Raw genomic sequence first — 22156 nt, forward strand, 5'->3', positions numbered from 1 at the left:
GGAGAGCTGTTCAGTTTCGATGTTGGGTTTGCAATTCAGCCAAGCGCGCGGCCAGCGCCTTGGCCTGGCTCGCCACGTCGGTCACCGCGGTGCTTTCCCACCACATCCCGCGCAACGGCGGCCCCATGGCGAACAGGCGCTCGGCGGGCTCGCCTTGGGCGTCCAGCACCGTCCCGTCAGGCCGGGCGGCGATACCCAGGGCCAATGGGCCCGGCTGGATCAGGCCCCGGGCCAACAACTGCTGCGGCAACGGTCGCGCCACCCGGCGCCAGTCATATTCGATACCACTGGAATTGATCAGCGCCGCGCCCTGCACCACCGTCAGCCCAACCTCACCCCGCCGACGGATGTGAATAGCCAGCGCCCCCTCGGCAGTGGAAGCCAAGCCCTTGAACGACGCCGCGTGGATCCGCAACCGCCCTTCTTCGTGCAGACGGGCCACCAGCTCCGCGCTCAACGGTGGCGAACGATGGTGATGGCTCTCCCACCAGGGCCGTACATGCCGGACGAACTGCCGGCGCTGCACATCGCTGGCCTGGTTCCACAATCGCCCGATGTGCGCGCGCACCGTATCCAGCGGCGCCTGCCAATCGATGCCTTGGGCCCGGGCTTGACGGCATTGCTCGCGCAGTGCCCGCATCAGTTGGCGTGGCGAACGCAGGCTGTGATCCTCGGCGAGGAAATCCACCCAGGCCGGCGGTTGGCGGCGTACATGGGGCAGCAGGCCGTGGCGGGAAAACACTTCGATCGGGCCACGATGGCCGGCCTGTTCCAGCGACACGACGGCATCGACCATGGTCAGCCCCGAGCCGATGATCAGCACTGTGGACTGCGGATCAAGCTGACGCATCGCCGTCACATCCCAAGGGTCCAGGGCCGCGGCGTTCAAGCCGCTGGATTGGGTTTGCGGGGTCCGCGCCGCGGGGAACATGCCGGTGGCCAGCACGGCGAAACGGCCACGCAGGACCTGGCCGTCACCCAGCGTCAGCACCACGGCATCGTCGACAAGCCGCAGGTCAACAGCCTCCCCGCGCACATGTTCAGCCGTCGAACCATTTTGCGCACCCAACGCACGGGCCTCGGCCAGACGTTGCTGCACGTAGAGGCCAAACATCCCCCGGGGTGGGAACAAGTCGCTGATCGGCACGTGCTGCTGATCCGACTCGAGCCAGCCGCCGGCCTCGATGAATGCGGTGAGCCATTGGGTCAGGTCATCGGCGTTGTCCGGATCGACGCTCATCCGCGCCGCGTTGCCGTTCAGGGTGTGGCCAAGTTCCACCGCGCTGTAGGCCTCGCCCCGGCCCAGTTCGCTGCGCGGTTCGACAATCAGCACCTCGCGCCGGCCCGGCAGGCGCAGCAACTGCGCGGCCAGCATGGCGCCGCTCAAGCCGCCGCCGATGATCAGGATATCGGCTTCGCGGATGAGCCCGCTGCCCTGTCGCTCCAGCGCTGTGTCCATACCGCCCTCCCCAGGCATCAAATCACCACGTTGCGTACGAATCTCGCCGCCACCGGGCCATCGTTGCGATAGGCATGGGGCTGGTTGCTGGCGAACATGAAAAACTCACCGGCGCCAATCCGGCGCTCGTCGCTGCCCAGCAGCAAGGTCAGGCAGCCCTCGAAGACATAGAGCTGTTCGCTCCAGCCGTCGGCGTCGGGTTCGGAAGAGTAATGCTCGCCGGGCTCCAGGCGCCATTCCCAGAGTTCGACCTCACGGCTGGCGGTGGCCTTGGCGAGCAATACGGCTTTGCTGCCAGCGATGGTACCGGCCCAGGCCAATTCGTTGATGCGACTCGGGTCGCGCGCATCGGGGGCCTGGATCAAGTCGCTGAAGGCCACGTCGAGGGCTTCGGCGACACGGTCAAGGGTGGTCAGGCTGACATTCTTTTCGCCGGCCTCAATAGCCACCAGCATGCGCCGGCTGACCCCGGACAATTCCGCCAGCGCGGTCTGGCTGAGCTGTGCGGCGTGCCGCAGGCGGCGGACGTTCTGGCTGACGTGTTGCAGGACGGATGCCCGCTGAGCGTTTTCTTTGTGCACTATATTGCTCATCTGCTGGGGTTGCGCATTATACTGCCCACCTTCTTCGGGCGCATTGTGCGTCCGCCTCAAGTGGCGCGCAAGGTCATGGCATCGGTGAACTCTCCTCAAGCTTCCTCCCGTTTCTCAAGGTTCAGCAAGGCCGAATGCGTGCTGGTGCTGATCACCATGATCTGGGGCGGGACGTTCCTGTTGGTGCAGCATGCCATGACCGTCAGCGGACCGATGTTTTTCGTCGGCCTGCGCTTTGCCGCCGCAGCCGCATTCGTTGCGCTGTTCTCCTGGCGCCACCTGCGCGACTTGACCCTGTTCGAACTCAAGGCCGGCTGTTTCATCGGCGTGGCGATCATGCTCGGCTACGGTTTGCAGACCGTCGGCCTACAGACCATTCCCAGCAGCCAATCGGCCTTCATCACCGCGCTGTACGTGCCATTCGTGCCTTTGTTGCAATGGCTGGTGCTGGGCCGTCGCCCTGGCCTGATGCCCAGCATCGGCATCATGCTGGCGTTCACCGGGCTGATGCTGGTGTCAGGTCCGGCGGGCGCGTCGCTGAATTTCAGCGCTGGCGAAATCGCCACGCTGATCAGCGCCATCGCGATTGCCGCCGAGATCATCCTGATCAGCGCCTATGCCGGCCAGGTCGATGTGCGCCGGGTGACCGTGGTGCAACTGGCAAGCACGGCGGTGCTGGCATTCCTGATGGTGGTGCCGACCCAGGAAACCATCCCGGATTTCTCCTGGCTGCTGTTGGTCAGTGCCGTGGGCCTGGGGGCCGCCAGCGCAGCGATCCAGGTGGCGATGAACTGGGCGCAGAAAAGTGTCTCGCCCACCCGCGCCACGCTGATCTATGCCGGCGAGCCGGTGTGGGCCGGCATTGCCGGGCGCCTGGCCGGTGAGCGGCTGCCAGCGATCGCGTTGTTCGGCGCGGCGCTGATCGTGGCGGCGGTGATTGTCAGTGAGTTAAAGACTCGGAGCAAAGATGTCGTCGAGGTGGATGAAGCACTCGAACGCGAGCAGTGAGGCCGGTCACCTGCAATGGTGATTGACCCTGTGGCGAGGGAGCTTGCTCCCGCTGGAGCGCGCAGCGGTCCTAAATCAGTTGACTCGATCTTCCTGGCACACCGAGTCGGCTGGTTTGGGGGGCTGCTGCGCAGCCCAGCGGGAGCAAGCTCCCTCGCCACGGGTGATGCGCATGGCGCGCTATTGCGTTACCTCCAACCATCGGCCCAGCGGCCCCAGTACCGTGGTGGATTCTGACGCTGCCTCCCTTCCCCAAACAACGCAAAGTCCGAAAACTCAACCAACCTTGTAGGATTCTGCGACACCCTCGCGGTTGGTGATCCGCAATACGCCACGTATGATCCCTCACAACCTCCCGCCGAATAGAAGCCTATGTCACTGATAGTTCTATTGCTTTTGCCCTTCATCGGCAGCTGTGTCGCGGCACTGCTGCCGCATAACGCCCGTAACGCCGAATCACTGCTGGCCGGCCTCGTGGCCCTGGCCGGCACTGTCCAGGTGGCCTTGCTGTACCCGCAGATCGCCGACGGCGGCGTGATCCGTGAGCAATATTCCTGGTTGCCCAGCCTCGGCCTGGATTTCGTGCTGCGCCTGGACGGTTTTGCCTGGCTGTTTTCCTTGTTGGTGCTGGGCATCGGCACGCTGGTGTCGCTGTACGCCCGCTACTACATGTCGCCGGACGATCCGGTGCCGCGCTTCTTCGCCTTTTTCCTGGCGTTCATGGGTGCCATGCTCGGGTTGGTGATCTCCGGCAACCTGATCCAAATAGTGTTTTTCTGGGAACTGACCAGCCTGTTCTCGTTCCTGCTGATCGGCTACTGGCACCACCGCACCGACGCCAGGCGCGGCGCCTACATGGCATTGATGGTGACCGGGGCCGGCGGTCTGTGCCTGTTGGCCGGGGTGATATTGCTCGGCCATGTGGTGGGCAGCTATGACCTGGACAAGGTCCTGGCCGCCGGCGACTTGATCCGTGCCCATGCCCTCTACCCCATCCTGCTGCCGCTGATCCTGATCGGCGCCCTGAGCAAAAGCGCGCAATTCCCTTTCCATTTCTGGCTGCCCCATGCCATGGCCGCCCCTACGCCGGTGTCGGCGTATCTGCACTCGGCGACCATGGTCAAGGCCGGGGTGTTCCTGCTGGCGCGGTTATGGCCGTCGCTGTCGGGCAGTGAAGAATGGTTCTACATCGTCGGCGGCGCGGGAGCCTGTACGTTACTGCTGGGCGCCTACTGCGCGATGTTCCAGAACGACCTCAAGGGTCTGCTGGCCTACTCCACCATCAGCCACCTCGGGCTGATCACCTTGCTGCTGGGCCTGAACAGCCCGCTCGCGGCAGTGGCGGCAGTGTTCCACATCCTCAACCACGCAACCTTCAAGGCCTCGCTGTTCATGGCCGCAGGGATCATCGACCACGAAAGCGGCACCCGTGACATTCGCAAGCTCAGCGGCCTGGTGCGGCTGATTCCGTTCACCGCGACCCTGGCCATGGTCGCCAGCGCAGCGATGGCCGGGGTGCCGTTGCTCAATGGTTTCCTGTCCAAGGAAATGTTCTTCGCCGAGACGGTGTTTATCTCCGCCACGGCCTGGGTCGAGCTGGCGCTGCCGATCATCGCCACCATCGCCGGGACCTTCAGCGTCGCCTACTCCCTGCGCTTTACCGTGGATGTGTTCTTCGGCCCCACCGCCACCGACCTGCCCCATACCCCCCACGAACCACCGCGCTGGATGCGCGCCCCGGTGGAGTTGCTGGTGTTCACCTGCCTGTTGGTGGGGATCTTCCCGGCCCAGGTGGTCGGCTCGTTGCTCGCTGCCGCCGCGTTGCCGGTGGTGGGCGGCACGCTGCCTGAATACAGCCTGGCAATCTGGCACGGCCTCAACGCGCCGATGATCATGAGCCTGGTGGCGATGTCCGGCGGCATCGTCCTGTACCTGCTGTTGCGTAATCAATTCAGGCAAGGGCACATCAAGCACCCGCCATTCATTGGCCGACTCAACGGCAAGCGGCTGTTCGAACGCTGCCTGGTGCTGATGATGCGCCACAGCCGGCGCCTGGAACGACGGATCAGCACCCGTCGCCTGCAGGCCCAGTTGTTCTGGCTGGTATTGGCCGCGGTGTTCGCCGGGCTGATCCCGATGCTGCACAGCACGCTGGTCTGGGGCGACCGGCCGAAAATCCCCGGCTCCATCGTGTTCGTCACCCTGTGGCTGCTGGCGATCGCCTGTGCCCTGGGGGCGGCCTGGCAGGCCAAGTATCACCGACTCGCGGCCCTGACCATGGTCAGCGTCTGCGGCCTGATGACCTGTGTGACCTTCGTCTGGTTCTCAGCGCCGGACCTGGCCTTGACGCAACTGGTGGTGGAAGTGGTGACCACAGTGCTGATCCTGTTGGGCCTGCGTTGGTTGCCTCGACGGATCGAGGATGCTTCGCCCCTGCCCAACAGCGAGCGGCGCGCACGCATCCGCCGCCTGCGGGACTTGCTGTTGTCCATCGCCGTGGGTGGCGGCATGGCGCTGCTGTCCTACGCGATGCTGACACGGCAGACGCCCAACGACATTTCGTCGTTCTACTTGAGCCGCGCCCTGCCCGAGGGCGGCGGCAGCAATGTGGTGAACGTGATGCTGGTGGATTTCCGTGGCTTCGACACCCTGGGGGAAATCACCGTGCTGGTGGCGGTGGCCCTGGCGGTGTTCGCCCTGCTGCGACGCTTCCGCCCGCCGAAGGAAAGCATGCAGCTACCGGCGCAACAGCGCCTGCTGGCACCGGATGTGGTCACCGACCTGGTCAACCCGCGCCATGCCAGCGACACCGCCCTGGGTTTCATGATGGTGCCGTCGGTGCTGGTGCGCCTGCTGCTGCCTATCGCCCTGGTGGTGTCGTTCTACCTGTTCATGCGCGGGCACAACCAACCCGGCGGCGGCTTCGTCGCCGGGCTGGTGATGTCGGTGGCGTTCATCCTGCAATACATGGTCGCCGGCACGCAGTGGGTCGAGGCGCAAATGAGCCTGCGGCCGCTGCGCTGGATGGGCACCGGGCTGTTGTTCGCCACGGTCACGGGCCTGGGGGCGATGGCCGTGGGGTATCCGTTCCTGACCACCCACACCTGGCATTTCGACTTACCACTGCTGGGTGATATCCATGTGGCCAGCGCGCTGTTCTTCGACATCGGCGTGTACGCCGTGGTGGTCGGCTCCACCCTGTTGATCCTTACCGCCCTGGCTCACCAGTCGGTACGAGCCCATAAACCGGGCCTGCAAGCCAAACCCATCGCCCCCGTCAAAGGAGCCACCGCCTGATGGAAGAAGTCATCGCAATCGCAATCGGCGTACTGGCCGCCTCCGGTGTCTGGCTGGTGCTGCGGCCACGGACCTTCCAGGTGGTCATGGGCCTGTGCCTGTTGTCCTATGGCGTCAACCTGTTCATCTTCAGCATGGGCAGTTTGTTCATCGGCAAGGAACCGATCATCAAGGACGGCGTGCCCCAGGATCTGCTGCACTACACCGACCCACTGCCCCAGGCCCTGGTGCTGACCGCCATCGTGATCAGCTTCGCCATGACCGCGCTGTTCCTGGTGGTGCTGCTCGCCTCCCGGGGCCTGACCGGGACTGACCATGTGGACGGTCGGGAGCCCAAGGAATGATGTTGACGCCCCACTTGATCGCCGCGCCCATTCTGCTGCCGCTGCTGACCGCCGCGTTGATGCTGATGCTGGGCGAGAAGCACCGTCCGCTCAAGGCCCGGATCAATCTGTTTTCCAGCCTGCTGGGCCTGGGCATCGCCGCACTGTTGCTGTACTGGACCCAGGACCAGGCGCTGCCCGCGTCCATTGGCGTGTACTTGCCCGGCAATTGGCAGGCGCCGTTCGGCATCGTCCTGGTGGTCGATCGCCTGTCGGCGTTGATGCTGGTGCTGACCGGCATCATCGGCGTCAGCGCCCTGCTGTTCGCCACCGCCCGTTGGGACCGTGCCGGCGCCAGTTTCCATGCGCTGTTCCAGATCCAGTTGATGGGCCTCTACGGTGCCTTCCTGACGGCGGACCTGTTCAACCTATTCGTGTTCTTCGAGGTGCTGCTGGCGGCCTCCTACGGCCTGATGTTGCATGGCTCGGGCCGGGCGCGGGTGTCGTCGGGCCTGCATTACATATCCATCAACCTGCTGGCTTCGTCACTGTTCCTGATCGGCGCCGCGCTGATCTATGGCGTCACCGGCACGTTGAACATGGCCGACCTGGCCCTGAAGATCCCGCTGGTGCCGGAAGCCGACCGCGGCCTACTGCACGCCGGGGCAGGTATCCTCGCGGTGGCGTTCCTGGCCAAGGCCGGCATGTGGCCGCTGAACTTCTGGCTGGTGCCGGCCTATAGCGCCGCCAGCGCACCGGTGGCGGCGCTGTTTGCGATCATGACCAAGGTCGGCGTCTACACGATCCTGCGCCTGTGGACGCTGCTGTTCTCCGGCCAGGCCGGCGCCTCGGCTTATTTCGGTGCCGACTGGCTGGTCTACGGCGGCATGGCGACCATCGTCTGCGCCGCCATCGCCATTCTGGCGGCGCAACGCCTGGAGCGCATGGCGAGCTTGAGCATCCTGGTCTCGGCCGGGATCCTGTTGTCGGCCATCGGCTTCGCCCAACCCAACCTGGTGGGTGCGGCGCTGTTTTACCTGGTGAGTTCGACCTTGGCGCTCTGCGCGCTGTTCTTGCTGGCGGAGTTGATCGAACGTTCGCGCTCGGCCAATGAATTGTCCCTGGACGACGACTTCGACACCTTGCCGCGACCGCTGGAATCCCTGCAACCGCCCAAGGGCATCAACCTCGATGACGAGCAGAAAGCCGTGGTCGGGCAAGTGATTCCCTGGACCATGGCCTTCCTTGGCTTGAGCTTTATTTTCTGTGCACTGTTGATCATCGGCATGCCGCCGCTGTCGGGGTTCATCGGCAAGCTGAGCCTGCTGAGCGCCTTGCTCAATCCTCAAGGGCTCGGAGCCAGCGCCGAGGCGTCGGTCTCGAATCAGGCGTGGGGCTTGTTGGCGTTGCTGATCCTCTCGGGGCTGGCCTCGCTGATTGCATTTTCACGCCTGGGCATCCAACGTTTCTGGACGCCCCAGGAACGCCCGTCACCGTTGCTGCGGCCGTTCGAATGCCTGCCGATCATCGTGCTGCTGGGCCTGGGCATCGCCCTGACCTTCAAGGCCGAACCGTTGCTGCGCTATACCCAAACCGCTGCCGATGCGCTGAACAACCCGGAACATTACGTGATGTCGGTACTCGCCACCCGCCCCGTGCCCAACCCCGAAGCCCGTGCGGCGTTGCGGGAGGTGCAGCCATGAAGCGCCTGTTCCCCGCTCCGTGGTTGTCCCTGGCGCTGTGCGTGCTGTGGCTGGTGTTGAACGTGTCCCTCAGCGCCGGCCATCTGCTGCTGGGCGCCACGCTAGGGTTTCTGGCCCCGCTGATGATGCGCCCGCTGCGACCGCGGCCCATCCGTATCCGTCGGCCGTGGGTGGTGTTGCGCTTGTTCCTGCTGGTGGGCCGCGACGTGCTGGTGTCCAACCTGGCGGTGGCCTGGGGTGTGCTGAACGCCGGGCGCCGCCCACCTCGCTCGCGCTTCATCAAAGTGCCGCTGGACCTGCGCGATGCCAACGGCCTGGCCGCACTGTCGATGATCACCACGGTGATTCCCGGGACCGTCTGGTCGGAACTGGCCCTGGACCGCAGCATCTTGCTGATGCACGTGTTCGATCTGGCAGACGAGGCGTCATTCATCGCCCATTTCAAGGCCACCTATGAACGCCCGCTGATGGAGATCTTCGAATGAGCCCATTGCTGTCCAATGCGATCCTGTTGAGCCTGTTCCTGTTCTCCCTGGCGATGGTGTTGACCCTGTGGCGGCTGTTCAAAGGCCCGTCGGCCCAGGATCGGGTACTGGCCCTGGACTACCTGTACATCGTGGCGATGCTGATGATGCTGGTGCTGGGCATCCGTTATGCCAGCGACACCTATTTCGAGGCGGCCCTGCTGATCGCCCTGTTCGGCTTTGTCGGCTCGTTTGCCCTGGCCAAGTTCCTGTTGCGTGGCGAGGTGATCGAATGACCGGCGAACTGTCGATGTGGGTGGAAATCCCGGTGGCGATCCTGCTGGTGCTCAGCAGCCTGTTCGCCCTGGTCGGGGCCATCGGCCTGGTGCGGCTCAAGGATTATTTCCAGCGTATGCACCCACCGGCCCTGGCGTCTACCCTGGGGGCCTGGTGCGTGGCGCTGGCCTCGATCGTGTATTTTTCGGCGCTCAAGTCCGGGCCAGTACTGCATGCCTGGCTGATACCGATCCTGCTGTCCATCACTGTCCCGGTGACCACCCTGCTGCTGGCCCGGGCGGCGTTGTTCCGCAAGCGCATGGCCGGGGATGATGTGCCGGCGGAAGTGAGCAGCCGCCGAAACGACTGACAATCTCGAGCCGAACACTATTGTGGCGAGGGGATTTATCCCCGTTGGGCTGCGCAGCAGCCCCAAAAGGCAGAGCACAACAAGTCAGACACACTGAGGTGAAGCTCTTAGGGCTGCTGCGCAGCCCAACGGGGATAAATCCCCTCGCCACAGTTGCATTCGCCGTTAGAGACTCAGGCCCAGGCCACCGCCAGCAACCCAGCCCCGAGCACCACGCACAAGGGCGAATAGACCCAGGTGTCGAGCTTGGCGAACGTCGAGCCCTTGACCTCCTTGAAGAAGCCCACCAGCTCCGACTCGCCAATGGCCCGGGCGAACATCAGCAAAGCGATCGCGCTGATCAGCCACTGCAATGCCCGATGGGTGACCGGCTGCGCCAGCAGGCCGACTCGTAGGCACACCAGCAGCGCAATCAGCAGCAGCGCCAGAGCCACCAACAAGGTCAGCCAGCCCGAGGGGTCGAACGCCGGTCGCAACGCCCCCCCTTGCTTCACCGGCACCTGAGGCACCACCGCCAGGGCCGCCCATCGCCCCCCCAGGGCCCAATACAAATGAATCAAGCTGATGGTCGCAAACACTGCGACCAGCGACCGAGCCAATAAAAGCGTCATTCGCCAGCCTCCTGAAAAAGGTTGAACAATCATCCTAGCTCGAATTTGGCATTTCGCTGGACGGGCGCAGGTTGCCAGTTTCCAGTGAATGACTCATTGCCCAGGATCAAGAGTTCAACCCGCTGGCACGCAAGCGGTCCTACAGGGCTGCGGACACCTTGTCTGCCACCTCCTTGGGCAGCCAGGCCTGCCAGACCTGTGGATGGGCCTTGAGGAACGCTTCGGCCGCTTCACGGGGTGGCGTGCGCTTCTCGCTCATGTCGGCCAGGGCCTTGTTCAACGGTTCGATGGGCAAGTCAACCTTGCTGAAGAACTCGGCAATGTCCGGGTATTGCTTCTGGAACGGCGCGGAAACGCCAATCGACAGTTTCGAGGCCAGTGAGCGGGTCGGCTTCGGGTTGGGGTTATCGGCGTCGGTCAGGGTTTTCCAGGCCTCGGCATCGAACGGCGGCTCTTGCAACTGCACCAGCTTGAAGCGCCCGAGCAGTGGCGTGGGCGACCAGTAATAAAACAGGATCGGCTTGCCCCGGCGGATCGTCGAGCTGATTTCCGCATCCAGCGCCGCCCCCGAACCGCTGCGAAAATTCACATAGCTGTCAGACAGGCCATAGGCCTTGAGCTTCTGTTTGTTGACCACCTCGGATGTCCAGCCGATGGGGCTGTTAAGGAAGCGGCCCTTGTCGGGGCTCTCCGGGTCCTTGAACACATGTTTATAGCGCACCAGGTCTTCGACGCTGCGCAAATCCGGCGCCAGGGGCTTGATGCCCTTGGCCGGGTCGCCCTTGATGACGTACTCGGGCACCCACCAGCCTTCCGTCGCGCCCTTGACCGTATCGCCCAGGGCGATCACCTTGCCTTCGGCCTCGGCCTTGACCCACACCGGACTACGCCCAGCCCACTCTTCACCGATCACCTGAATGTCGTTATTGGCCAGGGCGGTTTCCAGGGTAATGGTGGTGCCGGGCAGTGTATCGGTCTGCAATCCATAGCCCTTTTCGACGATGACTCGCAGGATATCGGTGATCAGACTGCCGCTTTCCCAGTTCAGATCGGCGAAGTGGATCGGCGCTGAAGCGGCCGACGCCGGAAGTGGCGAAACCAACACAGCGAAGGTGGCCCAGGCAGCCAGCCACTGTCGAACTCGTTTCATGCTTTGCACCTCATGCAGATACAGCAATAGCTGAACGGCCCTGCGTAACCAAACGCAAGCCCTGAATAGTTCAGTCAATTGACTGTAGCCGAGGTTCCAGCGAGATCTTGCGAAAACTGCCAGCGGTTTGGGCGCAAAGCCCTTGCCAGCCCGATGCCTACACGCTTTTCACCGGCCCTGAAATGGTCACTCGCTGGCCTTGAAAGTCACCAGTTCGCCCTTGCGCCACTTCGCCGCCTTGGCGGTGACCGCTTTCAGGGTCTTGGTCAAGCCTTCCTGCAACTGTTCGTTTGCCGCAAACACGGTCACCACGCTGTGGCCTTCCTTGAACAGGATGGCATGACCAGCGGGGGTCGTGACGAAGGCGTAATCGCCAAGGCCATAGACCGTCAGCTTGATTTCGCGAAAGCGGATTTCAAACTTGCCGCCTTCGCGGCTGGGCAATACCGCTGCGCGAAAATGATCACCGACCTTGAGCTCGAGCCTGGGCTTGTCATCGACCACCAACGCCGACTCGGTGTCGATTTCGGCGACATAAATACCTTCGGCGTTCTGCTCGGTGATGTAGACGAAACGTGACTGGAATTGTTTGACCAGTTTTGCCCGCAGGTCACCAAGTACGAATAACGCATGCATGTCGAGATTACTTACTGCCAAGGAAACATCCCCATTTTTGAAAAAGGCCCGCCCTGCACAAAGGACGGACCACGAGAACCCGTACCGACTGTATTGTCGTAATGGACCTGTAACTGAAATTCGAATTGAACGGCGCGCCCTGTCCCGGGCCGAGAGCAGACTAAAGGTTGCCGCTCTCGCCGTCTTTCCCGGGGGGTCGCCAGAGGCTGAAGGAAAAAGCCACTCTGAGCATCGGAAAAGATGGGACTACTAACTTTAGGGAAATTTCTCACTTAAAAAAGCATTTTTCTGACATCGAGCCCAAAAAAAATTGCTTTAGATAGGCGCAACCGTCCACACGACACTGCCGATTCTAGAGCAGCCGAAGGCGTGGAGACTACTCGAAGTACTCGACAATTCGTCGGTAAACCATAGAAAAGGAATTCGCATGGCCGCTTTCACACCCCTGCCCCACACCGTATCCCCTTGCATCGTGGACACAGATGACACCTTTGACGCGGCCGACGGCCCGTCCATTTCGTTGATTCAACCGCGTTATCGGGTCGTTCTGGCCGGCAAGTGCTTTTTTCACATAGAAGAAACATCGACTGGACTTGTAAGAGGATTCCGAACTGACCATAACGAGGCCTGCCACCTGGCCAGGCGTCTAGAAGGCAGCGCCTGAGCTCATAATGTGCCCGTCCATGACTTAACTCAGCCACCGACGGGCAACTGCTGCCATACTGCTCGCCCAGCGAAGAGCGTCGTTCATCGGCGATCGCGCATCCATGATATGAGCTTGAGGAGAAGGCGCGACGTGACGGAATTTGATATCGGCGAATTTTTTATCCGGGGCGAAGCCAGAGAAGTCGAAGGCGAGTTCCAGGCCGTCATCCTGATGCGCGCCAAGCCACCCTTGACCACCGTCAGTTGCCACCAGGTGGAGAAGGATCGCTGGTTCAAGACCGCGGAGATCGCTGCCGAGGCGGCCAGGGAAGCGGCCAAGGCGTTGAAGGCCGCAGTGGATGAAGGGGCCTTGAAAGCCTGAACGTGATCGAACTCCTGGCGAGCGCTTGCCTCAGATAAAGGGAAGCAGTCGGGGCGCCATGACGGCGCCCGCCCAAAGGAGCCCCCCATGGAACAACCATCCTACGAACTCAATACCCTATTCGCCCAACTCGGCCTGCCCTCGGACGACAAAGCCATCGACGACTTCATCATGGCGCACCCGCTGGCACCGGAGATCAAGCTGGTGGAAGCCGATTTCTGGTCGGACCAGCAGAAAGACCTGCTTCAGGAATGGCTGCTCGCCGACGGCGAAGAAGCTTTGTTGGTAGACGAACTGAATGTGCGCCTGCACGACGGTAAGTAGCGCCAAGAACCATGAGTCCCCTGTGGCTAGGGGATTGGTGGGAGCAAGGCTTGCGCGCGATACAGGCGCATCGATCCCTCATGTGACCGCGTCGCCTTCATCGCGGGCAAGCCTTGCTCCCACAGATATTTCCTCGCCACAAAGCGCCGTTGCCAATCAGTGGCGTTGAGGCCTAGCGCGGTTTCTCGGGTTTGTAGCCCAAGCGCAAGCCACCCCAATGCCGCCCCTTGAGCATGATCGGTACGGAAAGGTCGTGCATCAACTCACCCGTGTCGCGGGTATAGGTCTGGAGCAGCACCGGCTGTTGGTGGCTACCGCAGCGGATCCCGGTGCGATCGGAAAATTTGCGCTTGGTGCGGTTGTTCAGCGTGTCCACCTGCGGGTCGCCGGTCAGCGGCTGGCTGAAGACCTTGTTGTGAGTCGGCACATAACCCTGCTGGGTGCAGGCAATCGCAAACACCAGGCCTTCGTGGCGGGCAAGCAATGGCTCCTGGATCGCCGGCAGCACCTGGTCGGTGTAACGGTCGAAACGGGTCTGGAATTTGGCGGGTTGGGTATTGGGAATCGGCTGGTAGTTACGGTCGAACAGATCCTCCAGGCTGACACGGCCCTGATCGATATCGGCCTCGAACTGCGCGGCAATCTGACTCGCGCCTTCCCGTGCCAGGTCGTAGACCCGTTGGTGATAATCGTCGAGGCCCACCTCGGCCAAACGTTCACTGATGGTTTCGGCCTGACCTTCCATTTGCACCGCCGCATCGGCCAGGCGCTGGGTCTGCTGGTCGCTGACGGACAGGTCGCTGCGCATCTGCTCGATAGAGTGGAACAGGCTGTCGAGCTGTTCGCGATTGGTGTCGGTGCCTTGGGCAATGGCACTGACCTGGGTTTCGACGCCTTCTGCAAGCCGGGCGATGTTTTCCAGATGCTGGCCGGTGTGCTCGACCTGCTGCACGCCGCTGTCCAGGTCAGCGGCCAATTGCCGGATCTGCTCCACCACCTGGGCGGTGCGTTGCTGGATATCCGCCACCATCACCCCGACTTCACCGGTCGCCGCAGCCGTACGCCCGGCCAGACCACGGACCTCATCGGCCACGACCGCAAAACCACGGCCATGCTCACCGGCCCGTGCCGCCTCGATGGCCGCGTTCAGCGCCAGCAGGTTGGTCTGGCTGGCGATCGATTGGATCACCAGGCTGACCCGCTGGATTTCATCGCTGCGTACGCTCAAGGCTTCGATCAACTCACGGCTGTCGTTTGCCCGTTGGCTGAGCTGGTGCATGCGGCTGATGGATTCCACCAGCTCGCCGCGCCCGGCCACGCTACTGCGATGGGCTTCACTGGCGGCGCCCAGGGCTTGCTGGCTGAGTTGCGAGGTGGCTTGTTCGGTGGCGATCATCGATTCGGCGTTGCTGACGATCTGCGCCGCCGCGTCGAGTTGGGACTGAACCCTGCCGGCCAGTTGCTTGACCGAATAGGCGACACCGGCCGCTGATAGCGCGTTATGACTGGTGGTGTAGGACAGGTCGCGGGTCAATTCGGCCAGGCTGTCGGTCGTGGGAGCAGGCGCAGTGGCCAGGCGCGAACGCAGGCGCGGCAACCAGACGATGAGCATGACCAGCGGCAAGCCCAGGTACAGCGACCAGCCGCCCAGGGCCATGCCACACAGCAGCAATGCCAGGGCGAGACTCTGCAAGGTCGGCGTCAGCCAGCGCGCCGTGCTTTTTGTCTCAGGTACCGAGGCCGGCACCGCACCCGCCAGCGTTCCGTCTGTCGCCATGTTCGTCACCCACACTCTCGTTGTTATGACTGCATTAAACGCCACTACAGAGCCATTATCCATGGTCCATTAGTCGTGTTCTTGCAGCAGATCAACGGGAGTAGACGAACGAGCACGGGCGAAAGCAAAAGATCGCGGCCTTCGTCAAAAGGTCGCGATCTTTTTGCGCAAAACGCGAATCAGGCCTGACGCTGGTGCTTGTCGATCTGTTCGTGACGTTCCTGGGCTTCGATGCAGTACTTGGTGGTCGGGCTGATCAGCAGGCGCTTGAGGCCGATCGGCTCGCCGCTGTCGTCGCACCAGCCGAAGCTGTCGTCGTTGATGCGGTCCAGGGCCTGCTCCAGTTGAGGCAGCATGCGCTGGTCGCGATCGATGGCGTTGACCAGCCAGGTACGCTCTTCTTCTACGGAAGCAGCGTCCGCCGGGTCGGCCGGGGTGTCCAGGCTCTCAATGGCGATTCGGTTCTGTTCGATGCGCTCGTGGGTTTCGACCTTCATGTTCTGCAACAGCTTGGTGAAGAAAGCCAGCTGCTCGGCATTCATGTAGTCATCCGCCGGCATGGCCAGCAACTTTTCCTTTGTCATTGATTTCTCTATAAAAAAACGTGCATTAAGGCGAATTATGGAGCGTCCCGCAGCGCAGCTGCCACGCTCATCGGGAAGGCGCCGTCTATTCCAAGCGCCACCCGGCACTCAATTTACGAGGGGCGGCAGTCTAAGGCCGAGTCGAGGCCTCAGCAACTGAAAACATAGGGAAAATGTCCGACAACCCCTTCAAATGTTCTCTGACAGGCTTTTGGCAGTCATCGGAGTGCGTTTATAACAAGAAATTCGGTGCAATAGCTGTATTAAGAAGACAAATGGCAACGCCACGCGGGTCAGGCGTGGCGCTTTGTCGCAACCTTCGAGGAATCAGCGCTTGAGTTTGCGCTTGTTGCGGTACTGGTCGATGACCACCGCCACCACGATGATCAACCCCTTGATGATGTCCTGGATGTAGGCATCGACACCGACAAAGGTAAAGCCGCTGGCCATCACCCCGAGGATCAGCGCCCCAATCACGGTCCCGGTGATGCGCCCCACCCCGCCCGCCAGGCTGGTGCCGCCGATCACCGCCGCGGCAATCGCGTCCAGCTCATAGGACATGCCCATGCCCGCCTGGCCGGTCGCAGCCCGCGCCGAGGCCACCACGCCGGCCAACCCCGCCAACAACCCGGCAATGCTGTAGACGATCACCAGGTGGCGCTTGACGTTGATGCCCGAGGTCCGCGCCGCCTGCATGTTGCCGCCGATGGCGTAGGTGTACTTGCCATACTTGGTGTAGCGCAGGGCGATGTGGAAGATCACCGCCACCACCAGGAAGATGATCACCGGCATCGCCCCATGGCCGATGGCGGTATAGGAATCGGACAACATGCTCACCGGCTGGCCTTCGGTGTAGTAGCGCGCCAGGCCCCGGGCCGAGACCATCATGCCAAGGGTGGCAATGAACGGCGGGATACCGGTAATGGCGATGATGCTGCCGTTGATCGCCCCAGCCAGCAGCCCGACGCCGAGCCCCGCCACCACCGGTATCCACACCGGCAAGTCCGTCAACGAGGGAAACACCGCCCGGGAGAAGTCCGAGGTCTGGGCCAGGCTGGCGGCAATCATGGCCGACAGCGCCAGCACCGAGCCGGACGACAGGTCGATACCGGTGGTGATGATCACCTGGGTCACACCGATGGCCAGCAGGCCGATGATCGACACTTGCAGGATCATCAGCACCAGGCGCTGGGAGTTCATCAGGAAACTCTGGTCGCGCATGATCCAGCCGAACATCTCGAAGACCAGGCCGATGCCGATCAGCACCAGGAAGATACTCAGTTCCGTCGGCAGCCGCCGGCGCGTCCTGGCCGGTGCCGCAGCGGGTTTGTTTTCCAGTATCGCGTTCATAACCATTCACCTTTTTTATCTGGACTGACGGGCATCAGGACAAGCCCGATGCCAGTTGCATCACTCGTTCCTGGGTCGCTTCGCTGCGGTCGAGGGTGCCCATCAGGTCGCCTTCGTGCATCACCATGACCCGGTCGCTCATGCCCAATACTTCCGGCAGTTCCGAGGAAATCATGATCACCGCCATGCCCTCGCTGGCGAGGTAGGCAATCAGCCGGTAGATCTCGGCCTTGGCGCCAACATCGATGCCGCGGGTCGGTTCGTCGAGGATCAGGATGCGCGGATTGGTCATTAGCCAGCGGGCCAGCAGCGCCTTCTGCTGGTTACCGCCGGACAAGGTGTCGATGCACTGTTCCAGCGACGGGGTCTTGACCCGCAGCTTCTTGCACATGTCCTCACACAAGGCGCGCAAGGCTTTCTGCTGGATGAAGCCGTTGCCGACGTAATGGGGCAGCACGGCCATCTCCATGTTTTCCAGTACCGACAGGCACGGGAACAGGCCGCTGAGCTTGCGGTCCTCGGTCAACAGCGCGAAGCCCTTCTCGATGGCCATGTGCGGGTCGCTGATGCGCACCGGTTGGCCGTCCAGCAGGATTTCGCCGCCGGTGCTCGGGGTTACGCCGAAAATCGCCTCGGCCACGTTGGTCCGGCCCGAGCCCATCAACCCGGCGATACCGAGGATCTCCCCGGCATGCAGGTCGAAGGACACGCCTTTGAAGATGCCGTCCAGGCTCAGGTCGCGCACCGACAGCACCAGCTCGCCGATGGGTTTTTCCCGAACCGGGAACAACTGGCTCAATTCGCGCCCGACCATCATCGAAATCAGGCTGTCGCCGTCCATGCTGTCGGCCCGTTGCAGGCCGATGTAGGCACCATCGCGAAACACCGCCACTTCATCGGCGATGGCGAACACTTCGTTCATTTTGTGGGTGATGTAAATGATGCCCTTACCCTGGGCCTTGAGGTCACCGATGATCGAGAACAGGTGGGCGACTTCCGTCTCGGTGATGGCCGAGGTTGGTTCGTCCATGATCAGGATGTCGGAGTCGTAGGACACGGCCTTGGCAATCTCCACCATCTGCCGCTCGGCAATGCTCAGGTTGCCCACCTGCTCCTCGGGGTCGAGGTTGATGCGCAGGCGCTCCAGCAGCCGGGCGGTGCAGCGATGCATTTCACCGTGATCGACCATGTGCAGGCCGTTGAGCTGCTCGCGACCGATCCAGATGTTTTCGGCGATGCTCATGTGGGGCATCAGGTTCAGTTCCTGATGGATCATCGCGATCCCGGCCTGCAAGGCTGCCAGGGGTGTGTCGAATTTCACCGGCTTGCCGCGCAGGCGCAGTTCGCCGGCGTCCGGCTGGTAGATGCCGGCGACGATCTTCATCAAGGTGGATTTGCCCGCACCGTTTTCGCCCATCAGGGCCAGCACGGAACCGGGGCGTACCCGCAATTGAACATCGGACAGGGCCACCACGCCGGGAAAGCCCTTGCTGACATTGACGACTTCCAGCAGGTACGGCTCATCAAGTAATACGTCCGGCTGGAAAGTCATCGCCGGGGCGCTCGAAGCAGTCGCTGAAGCGAACATGATCAGGTACTCCCTCGGCAAGGTCGGCGTGGCAACCTTGCCTGCTTATTGTTGTGATGGGACCGGGTTGAACGTCACTTGAACTGATCGACGTTTTCCGGCGTGATCAGGCGGTACGGCACCCAGACGGCCTGCTCGACCGGCTGCTTCTTGACCATTTTCACCGCCGTGTCGATCGAACCATCGGCCTGGCCCTTGGCGTCCTGGAACACCGAGACCGCCATTTCGCCTTTCTTGATGGCATTCAAGCCGTCCGGCGTGCCGTCGACCCCGGCAATCAATACGCTGCCCTTCTTGGTGCCCGCTTGCTTGAGGGCCATGGCGGCACCGATGGCCATCTCGTCGTTGTTGGACACCACGGCCTGGAAGTCGCGGCCCTGGGTCAGCCAGTCGTTGACCAGAGTCATACCCTTGTCGCGAGACCAGGTGCCGGTCTGCTCCTGTTCGATCTTGATGTTCGGGTACTTGGCCAGTACTTCCTTGACCCCCTTGGTGCGGTTGGTGGTGGAGTTGTTGGCCAGGTCGCCCAGCAAAATCACGATGTCGCCCTTGCCGCCCATCTTGTCGGCCAGGTATTGCATCTGCATGCGCCCGGCTTCGAGGTCATCGGAGGCCACGGTGACCACCCCTTCCGGCAACTTCGGATCGTCCGGGCGGCGGTTGACGTAGACCAGGGGGATGCCGGCAGCCACGGCGGCCTTGGTGATGCGCTGGGTCGCGGCGGTGTCCACCGGGTTGACGATGAGCGCATCGACCTTCTGGCTGATGAAGCTTTCCACCTGGCTCAGTTGCTTGACCACATCACTGCGCGCGTCTTCGAACTGCAAGGTGACGCCATCCGGGAAGGACTTGGCTTTCTTGTCCATGGATTCGCGCAGGTAGGTCAGCCAGGTGTCATCGAACTGGGACATGCTGACGCCGATCTTCAGGTCCGCCAGGGCTGCGCCGCTGGTGAGCATCAACGACAGGGCCAGCGAGGCGATACGGGTCTTGGTCTTCATGAACGGTCTTTCTCCACTTTTTTGTTGGTCTTATGGATAAGGCGTAGCGGATCAGGAACGGGGCAAGGGCACGATGGGCGCGCCGGGCATGCAACACACCACGGCGCCCTTGCGCTGGATACACAGGGATTCGAACAGGGGAAGGACTGCGGACAGGCGCAGCAGATGTGGCAGGTGAAACGCAGAGCGGCTGAAGGTTTTCATCGACGGTACCTAGCTGTGTTTCTTGTTTTTGTTTCGTCCTTCATCCATTCAAGGCTGGGCCTGGCAGGAGGTGGACAGGATTGTCGGTAACCTGGAATCGACTTTATTGGAAAATATTTTCCATATCAACTCATTTTAGAATTTTATTCGTTTTTTGTTCCATGACCGATAGGCGTGGACAAACACACCACTTCGCCCTGCTCGGCACTCTGCCTGGCCGCGTCCAGCACGCGCGTGGTCGCCAGTGCATCACGGGCCTCCACCGGCAGCGGGCCAGCGCCCTGCAACGCGGTTTGCAGGCGTTGATAGAACGCCAGCCAACAGCCGCGCTCCGAGGTCACCCGCTCGCGCTCGGTGCCGTGTTCGAACCAGCCCCAACGCCGATGCTCTTCAGCGCCCCAGCGTTCGCCCTCGGTCGCCGGGCTCAATCCCGCCAGCGCCTGGGCTTCTTGGCCATCCAGGCCTTCGACGGTATAGCAGCCCTGGGTGCCATTGACCCGAAAGCGCGGACGCGGGGCGTTTTGCACGCAATTGCCACTCAAGTGGGAAATCACACCGCTGGCATGGGTCAAGGAGATAAAGAAGCCGTTGTCGAACACCTGGCCTGGTTGTCGGTAGTCCAACTCGGCGTAAACCCGCGTCACCGGCCCGAACAGTTGCAACGCCTGGTCTACCAGATGGCTGCCCAGGTCGCGCAGGAATCCGCCGCCACTGCCCTTGCCCACCGAGGTCGGCGAATAGCGTTCGACGCTGGATTCAAAACGAATGACCTGCCCCAGGGCACCGGAGGCCAGCAGCTTGCGCAGGGTGAGGAAATCCGAATCCCAGCGACGGTTCTGGTACACGCTCAAGGGCACGTTGCGTCGTTCGGCGGCCAGCACCATCGCCTCGGCCTGGGCGGCATCAGGGGCAAATGGCTTGTCGCTGACCACCGCCACACCGAGTTCGATGGCTTGCATCACAATGGCCGGACGACCGTCCAAAGGCGTGGACACCACCACCGCATCGACGCCGGCCGCCACCAGTTGTTCAAGGGTGTCGAAGGCCTGGGCATCCGGGTGATCGCTGGCCAGTTGCTGGCGGCGCTCGGCGGACCGGGTCACTACACCGACGAACGTAGCCCCGGGCAGACTGCTGATCAGCGGCGCATGAAAAAAAGCGCCCACCCTTGCCGTAGCCGACTAGTCCGATTCGCATGAAAGCTCCTTATTGATCACTGAATGAATGCAACCCCTGTGGGGAGCGAGCCTGCTCGCGATGGCGGTGGGTCCTCCAGCATTAATGTCGACTGACCCAACGCTATCGCGAGCAGGCTCGCTCCCACAGTTGGATCGCATACCTGCGAGAGTACGCGGTCGACTCTGGGATGTATTTAGCCGTAGAAACGCGGCCGCTCAGGCAGTTCGACCCTGACGATCTGCCCACTCTGCTGCGCTTGGACACAGGCATCCGCCGCCACCGCCGCAGCGAAGCCATCCCAGGCCGACGGCCCGCCCACCTGCCCGGCACGCACGCCGTCGATGAAGGCCTGCAATTCGACGTCGTAGGCCGCGATGAAGCGGTCCTTCCAGTCCATCAGAATCGCGTTGGACAGCTTGGCGCCACTGCGCAGTTGCACCTGGGACGGTTCCGGGAGTTTGGCGATGCCGGTCTCCCCCACCACTTCGCACTGGATGTCGTAGCCATACTGGCAGTTGACGAACACTTCCACGTCGATGCGCGTGCCTCGGGCGGTTTCCAGCAGGACGATCTGCGGGTCTTTCAAATGGGCGTGGGCCTTGCTGGTCTTGCGCGGAAACACCACCTGCACCGAAACATAGTCATCGGCCAGCAACCAACGCAGCACATCCAGTTCATGGATCAAGGTGTCGGTGATGGCCATGTCGGTCTTGTAGTTTTCGCCGACACTCGGGTTGCGGTGGGCGCAGTGCAGCATCAGTGGTTCACCGATCTGGCCGCTGTCGATCACCGCCTTGAGCGCCCGATAACCTTCATCGTACGGGCGCATGAAACCGACCTGCACCAGGCGCTTGCCGTGGGCAACTTCGGCCTCGACGATCTTGCGGCAGCCTTCGGCCGTGACGGCCAGGGGCTTTTCACAGAACACCGGTTTGCCCGCCGCAATCGCCGCCAGCACGAATTCTTCGTGGCTCGGGCCCCAGGAGGTGACGAGGATCGCCTCCACATCCGGCGCCTTGATCAACGCATGACCGTCGGGGTAGACCTCGGCGGTCAACTTGAGATCGGCAACGACCTTGGCCGCTTGTTGCAGGTTGATGTCGGTGACCGCCACCACCTGGCTGTTGAGCAAGGTCTGGCTGCAACGACGGATATGGTCCTGGCCGATGGCCCCGGTGCCGATGACGCCCAGCTTCAAAGACATGGAAAAACTCCTTTCGTAGGGTTGGGGC

The 22156-nt window shown here is 62.4% G+C and carries 21 protein-coding genes and 1 pseudogene; 9 read left to right on the top strand and 13 right to left on the bottom strand.

Annotated features, from left to right (window positions below; all coding sequences use genetic code 11):
- Positions 1-10 precede the first annotated feature (10 nt).
- Both GN234_RS05825 and GN234_RS05830 read right to left on the bottom strand, forming a co-directional pair.
- On the bottom strand, positions 11-1459 hold the full coding sequence (locus tag GN234_RS05825; protein WP_176688063.1) for an FAD/NAD(P)-binding protein: 1449 nt from the start codon (positions 1457-1459) through the stop codon (positions 11-13).
- 17 nt (positions 1460-1476) lie between these two features.
- The gene (locus tag GN234_RS05830; RefSeq protein WP_176688064.1) at positions 1477-2040 is read right to left on the bottom strand and encodes a helix-turn-helix domain-containing protein; all 564 of its coding nucleotides are present in this window, start codon (positions 2038-2040) and stop codon (positions 1477-1479) included.
- Here GN234_RS05830 and GN234_RS05835 point away from each other — a divergent pair.
- The 7 genes from GN234_RS05835 (at position 2035) to GN234_RS05865 (ending at position 9493) form a co-directional block, all read left to right on the top strand.
- The gene (locus tag GN234_RS05835; protein ID WP_109755992.1) at positions 2035-3060 is read left to right on the top strand and encodes a DMT family transporter; all 1026 of its coding nucleotides are present in this window, start codon (positions 2035-2037) and stop codon (positions 3058-3060) included. The genes GN234_RS05830 and GN234_RS05835 overlap by 6 nt on opposite strands.
- A gap of 372 nt (positions 3061-3432) precedes the next feature.
- Entirely contained in the window at positions 3433-6357 is a 2925-nt protein-coding gene (locus GN234_RS05840) for a monovalent cation/H+ antiporter subunit A (protein WP_176688065.1), read from the top strand.
- Positions 6357-6701 carry a Na+/H+ antiporter subunit C gene (locus GN234_RS05845; protein WP_003202835.1) on the top strand — a complete coding sequence of 115 codons (345 nt, stop codon included), beginning with the start codon at positions 6357-6359 and terminating at the stop codon, positions 6699-6701. The genes GN234_RS05840 and GN234_RS05845 overlap by 1 nt, the downstream gene beginning before the upstream one ends.
- Complete coding sequence (locus GN234_RS05850) at positions 6698-8383, top strand: monovalent cation/H+ antiporter subunit D (RefSeq protein ID WP_109755990.1); 1686 nt, start codon at positions 6698-6700, stop codon at positions 8381-8383. The genes GN234_RS05845 and GN234_RS05850 overlap by 4 nt, the downstream gene beginning before the upstream one ends.
- Positions 8380-8868, top strand: coding sequence for a Na+/H+ antiporter subunit E (locus GN234_RS05855; protein WP_109755989.1), 489 nt, complete (start codon positions 8380-8382; stop codon positions 8866-8868). The genes GN234_RS05850 and GN234_RS05855 overlap by 4 nt, the downstream gene beginning before the upstream one ends.
- On the top strand, positions 8865-9143 hold the full coding sequence (locus GN234_RS05860) for a K+/H+ antiporter subunit F (RefSeq protein WP_003202841.1): 279 nt from the start codon (positions 8865-8867) through the stop codon (positions 9141-9143). The genes GN234_RS05855 and GN234_RS05860 overlap by 4 nt, the downstream gene beginning before the upstream one ends.
- Positions 9140-9493: a Na+/H+ antiporter subunit G gene (locus GN234_RS05865; protein WP_176688066.1), complete on the top strand. Its 354-nt coding sequence runs from the start codon at positions 9140-9142 to the stop codon at positions 9491-9493. The genes GN234_RS05860 and GN234_RS05865 overlap by 4 nt, the downstream gene beginning before the upstream one ends.
- Positions 9494-9666: 173 nt before the next feature.
- Here the strand turns inward: GN234_RS05865 and GN234_RS05870 are convergent, their stop codons facing one another.
- From GN234_RS05870 to GN234_RS05880, 3 genes are all read right to left on the bottom strand, one after another.
- Positions 9667-10104: a DUF3995 domain-containing protein gene (locus GN234_RS05870; protein WP_109755987.1), complete on the bottom strand. Its 438-nt coding sequence runs from the start codon at positions 10102-10104 to the stop codon at positions 9667-9669.
- A 139-nt stretch (positions 10105-10243) separates the two neighbouring features.
- On the bottom strand, positions 10244-11254 hold the full coding sequence (locus tag GN234_RS05875; protein ID WP_116832152.1) for an ABC transporter substrate-binding protein: 1011 nt from the start codon (positions 11252-11254) through the stop codon (positions 10244-10246).
- A gap of 186 nt (positions 11255-11440) precedes the next feature.
- Positions 11441-11890, bottom strand: a complete 450-nt coding sequence (locus tag GN234_RS05880) for a hypothetical protein (protein WP_109755985.1) — start codon at positions 11888-11890, stop codon at positions 11441-11443.
- A gap of 796 nt (positions 11891-12686) precedes the next feature.
- Here GN234_RS05880 and GN234_RS05885 point away from each other — a divergent pair.
- Positions 12687-12917 (top strand): hypothetical protein, encoded by a 231-nt coding sequence (locus GN234_RS05885; protein WP_109755983.1) that lies wholly within the window; start codon positions 12687-12689, stop codon positions 12915-12917.
- Positions 12918-13004: 87 nt separating this feature from the next.
- Positions 13005-13241: a DUF2789 family protein gene (locus GN234_RS05890; RefSeq protein WP_109755982.1), complete on the top strand. Its 237-nt coding sequence runs from the start codon at positions 13005-13007 to the stop codon at positions 13239-13241.
- Between the two features lie 172 nt (positions 13242-13413).
- Here GN234_RS05890 and GN234_RS05895 read toward each other — a convergent pair whose 3' ends face one another.
- The 8 genes and pseudogenes from GN234_RS05895 to GN234_RS05930 form a co-directional block, all read right to left on the bottom strand.
- A complete protein-coding gene (locus GN234_RS05895; protein ID WP_176688067.1) occupies positions 13414-15018 on the bottom strand; it encodes a methyl-accepting chemotaxis protein in 1605 nt (534 codons plus the stop codon).
- A gap of 179 nt (positions 15019-15197) precedes the next feature.
- Entirely contained in the window at positions 15198-15602 is a 405-nt protein-coding gene (locus GN234_RS05900; protein WP_003202859.1) for a TraR/DksA family transcriptional regulator, read from the bottom strand.
- Between the two features lie 327 nt (positions 15603-15929).
- Positions 15930-16952 carry an ABC transporter permease gene (locus GN234_RS05905; RefSeq protein ID WP_116832150.1) on the bottom strand — a complete coding sequence of 341 codons (1023 nt, stop codon included), beginning with the start codon at positions 16950-16952 and terminating at the stop codon, positions 15930-15932.
- Positions 16953-16986: 34 nt separating this feature from the next.
- On the bottom strand, positions 16987-18540 hold the full coding sequence (locus GN234_RS05910; protein WP_109755979.1) for a sugar ABC transporter ATP-binding protein: 1554 nt from the start codon (positions 18538-18540) through the stop codon (positions 16987-16989).
- Between the two features lie 74 nt (positions 18541-18614).
- Complete coding sequence (locus GN234_RS05915) at positions 18615-19541, bottom strand: sugar ABC transporter substrate-binding protein (RefSeq protein ID WP_109755978.1); 927 nt, start codon at positions 19539-19541, stop codon at positions 18615-18617.
- A 51-nt stretch (positions 19542-19592) separates the two neighbouring features.
- Entirely contained in the window at positions 19593-19745 is a 153-nt protein-coding gene (locus GN234_RS05920) for a hypothetical protein (protein ID WP_162893821.1), read from the bottom strand.
- 143 nt (positions 19746-19888) lie between these two features.
- Positions 19889-20942 (bottom strand): annotated as a pseudogene (locus GN234_RS05925) (Gfo/Idh/MocA family protein).
- Positions 20943-21117: 175 nt separating this feature from the next.
- A complete protein-coding gene (locus GN234_RS05930) occupies positions 21118-22128 on the bottom strand; it encodes a Gfo/Idh/MocA family protein (RefSeq protein WP_116832147.1) in 1011 nt (336 codons plus the stop codon).
- Positions 22129-22156 lie beyond the last annotated feature (28 nt).

This window comes from Pseudomonas bijieensis (assembly GCF_013347965.1).
GTDB classification, from domain to species: Bacteria; Pseudomonadota; Gammaproteobacteria; order Pseudomonadales; family Pseudomonadaceae; genus Aquipseudomonas; species Aquipseudomonas bijieensis.

What these genes read in the sequence shown, in the direction of transcription:
- GN234_RS05855 (WP_109755989.1), top strand. Translation starts at nt 8,380, where the DNA reads ATGAAGCGCCTGTTCCCCGCTCCGTGGTTGTCCCTGGCGCTGTGCGTG.
- GN234_RS05910 (WP_109755979.1), bottom strand. Translation starts at nt 18,540, where the DNA reads ATGTTCGCTTCAGCGACTGCTTCGAGCGCCCCGGCGATGACTTTCCAG.
- GN234_RS05930 (WP_116832147.1), bottom strand. Translation starts at nt 22,128, where the DNA reads ATGTCTTTGAAGCTGGGCGTCATCGGCACCGGGGCCATCGGCCAGGAC.
- GN234_RS05870 (WP_109755987.1), bottom strand. Translation starts at nt 10,104, where the DNA reads ATGACGCTTTTATTGGCTCGGTCGCTGGTCGCAGTGTTTGCGACCATC.
- GN234_RS05890 (WP_109755982.1), top strand. Translation starts at nt 13,005, where the DNA reads ATGGAACAACCATCCTACGAACTCAATACCCTATTCGCCCAACTCGGC.
- GN234_RS05875 (WP_116832152.1), bottom strand. Translation starts at nt 11,254, where the DNA reads ATGAAACGAGTTCGACAGTGGCTGGCTGCCTGGGCCACCTTCGCTGTG.
- GN234_RS05845 (WP_003202835.1), top strand. Translation starts at nt 6,357, where the DNA reads ATGGAAGAAGTCATCGCAATCGCAATCGGCGTACTGGCCGCCTCCGGT.
- GN234_RS05860 (WP_003202841.1), top strand. Translation starts at nt 8,865, where the DNA reads ATGAGCCCATTGCTGTCCAATGCGATCCTGTTGAGCCTGTTCCTGTTC.
- GN234_RS05895 (WP_176688067.1), bottom strand. Translation starts at nt 15,018, where the DNA reads ATGGCGACAGACGGAACGCTGGCGGGTGCGGTGCCGGCCTCGGTACCT.
- GN234_RS05920 (WP_162893821.1), bottom strand. Translation starts at nt 19,745, where the DNA reads ATGAAAACCTTCAGCCGCTCTGCGTTTCACCTGCCACATCTGCTGCGC.
- GN234_RS05900 (WP_003202859.1), bottom strand. Translation starts at nt 15,602, where the DNA reads ATGACAAAGGAAAAGTTGCTGGCCATGCCGGCGGATGACTACATGAAT.
- GN234_RS05840 (WP_176688065.1), top strand. Translation starts at nt 3,433, where the DNA reads ATGTCACTGATAGTTCTATTGCTTTTGCCCTTCATCGGCAGCTGTGTC.
- GN234_RS05905 (WP_116832150.1), bottom strand. Translation starts at nt 16,952, where the DNA reads ATGAACGCGATACTGGAAAACAAACCCGCTGCGGCACCGGCCAGGACG.
- GN234_RS05915 (WP_109755978.1), bottom strand. Translation starts at nt 19,541, where the DNA reads ATGAAGACCAAGACCCGTATCGCCTCGCTGGCCCTGTCGTTGATGCTC.
- GN234_RS05880 (WP_109755985.1), bottom strand. Translation starts at nt 11,890, where the DNA reads ATGCATGCGTTATTCGTACTTGGTGACCTGCGGGCAAAACTGGTCAAA.
- GN234_RS05825 (WP_176688063.1), bottom strand. Translation starts at nt 1,459, where the DNA reads ATGGACACAGCGCTGGAGCGACAGGGCAGCGGGCTCATCCGCGAAGCC.
- GN234_RS05865 (WP_176688066.1), top strand. Translation starts at nt 9,140, where the DNA reads ATGACCGGCGAACTGTCGATGTGGGTGGAAATCCCGGTGGCGATCCTG.
- GN234_RS05850 (WP_109755990.1), top strand. Translation starts at nt 6,698, where the DNA reads ATGATGTTGACGCCCCACTTGATCGCCGCGCCCATTCTGCTGCCGCTG.